Source organism: Micromonospora sp. NPDC049301 (genome assembly GCF_040678715.1).
Lineage (GTDB): Bacteria > Actinomycetota > Actinomycetes > Mycobacteriales > Micromonosporaceae > Micromonospora.
In genome coordinates this window covers 1-1,006 of sequence record NZ_JBFAQO010000024.1, presented here as the reverse complement: position 1 = coordinate 1,006, position 1,006 = coordinate 1, and the positions used below count along the sequence as shown (strand labels likewise).

Below are 1,006 nucleotides of genomic sequence, written 5' to 3'. Positions count from 1 at the left end.
CTAGTGCCTCGTCTTTGAACGTTGATCGTGTAATCCGTCGGTTCTGAGGACTCGTCCGGCAGGCTGTCTCTCATCGTTCACGGTGGGAGGTGGTGGCCGGTGGGCAGACGCCCGGAGGTGTTCGTCCGGCAGGTGTCGATGGCCGAGGGTCAGCGGTTGCAGCGGATTACCCGGACGGCGAAGGACCCGGTGAAGCTGCGCCGGGCGATTGTGGTGCTGATGTCCGCCCAGGGGCAGCCAGCCCCGGACATCGCTCACCTGCTCAAGACCAGCGAGGACTATGTGCGAGGCGTGATCCACGCGTTCAACGAGCGGGGGTTCGACGCGTTGGACCCAAAATGGAGCGGGGGCGCACCGAGACGGATCGATGAGCAGACCCGCGACTGGATCTGCGTCATCGCCCGGTGCGACCCCCGTTTCCTCGGCAAACCGTTCTCCTGCTGGTCACTGTCGAAGCTGCGCGACTACCTGATCGAGGCTGGCTACGTCACGACGATCAGCGTCGAGACCGTCCGGCGGATCCTGCACGAGCGCGGGGTGTCGTGGCAGGCCACCAAGACCTGGAAGGCCAGCACCGACCCCGACTTCACGTCGAAGATGCGCCGGATCCTGGACCTCTACGACCACCCGCCCGCGGACGGCCGGGTGATCTGCGTCGACGAGTTCGGGCCGCTGAACCTCCAACCCCGCCCCGGCCGCGCATGGCGATCCCAGGGACAGCCGGCGCGGCTGCGGGCCACCTACACCCGCGACCAGGGCGTCCGGCACATGATCGCCGCCCTCGACCTGGCCACCGGGAAGCTGCATTACCGCATCCGTGACCGCAAACGCTGGCGCGAGTTCCTGGCCTTCCTCAAGACCCTGCGCCGCCGCTGGCCCGACCAGCGCCTCTACCTGATCCTGGACAACTTCTCCCCGCACAAGCACCCCGAGGTCCGCGCCTGGTGCGCGACCAACCGCGTCGAACTGGTGTTCCTCCCGACCTACGCGTCCTGGCTGAACTGGA

General features: G+C 67.2%; 1 protein-coding gene. It reads left to right on the top strand.

The window, feature by feature from the left end; translation table 11 throughout:
• Nucleotides 1-99 precede the first annotated feature (99 nt).
• Nucleotides 100-1,006, top strand: a 907-nt coding sequence (locus AB0K07_RS30430) for an IS630 family transposase (RefSeq protein WP_363760976.1), incomplete at its 3' end; no start/stop codon positions are given.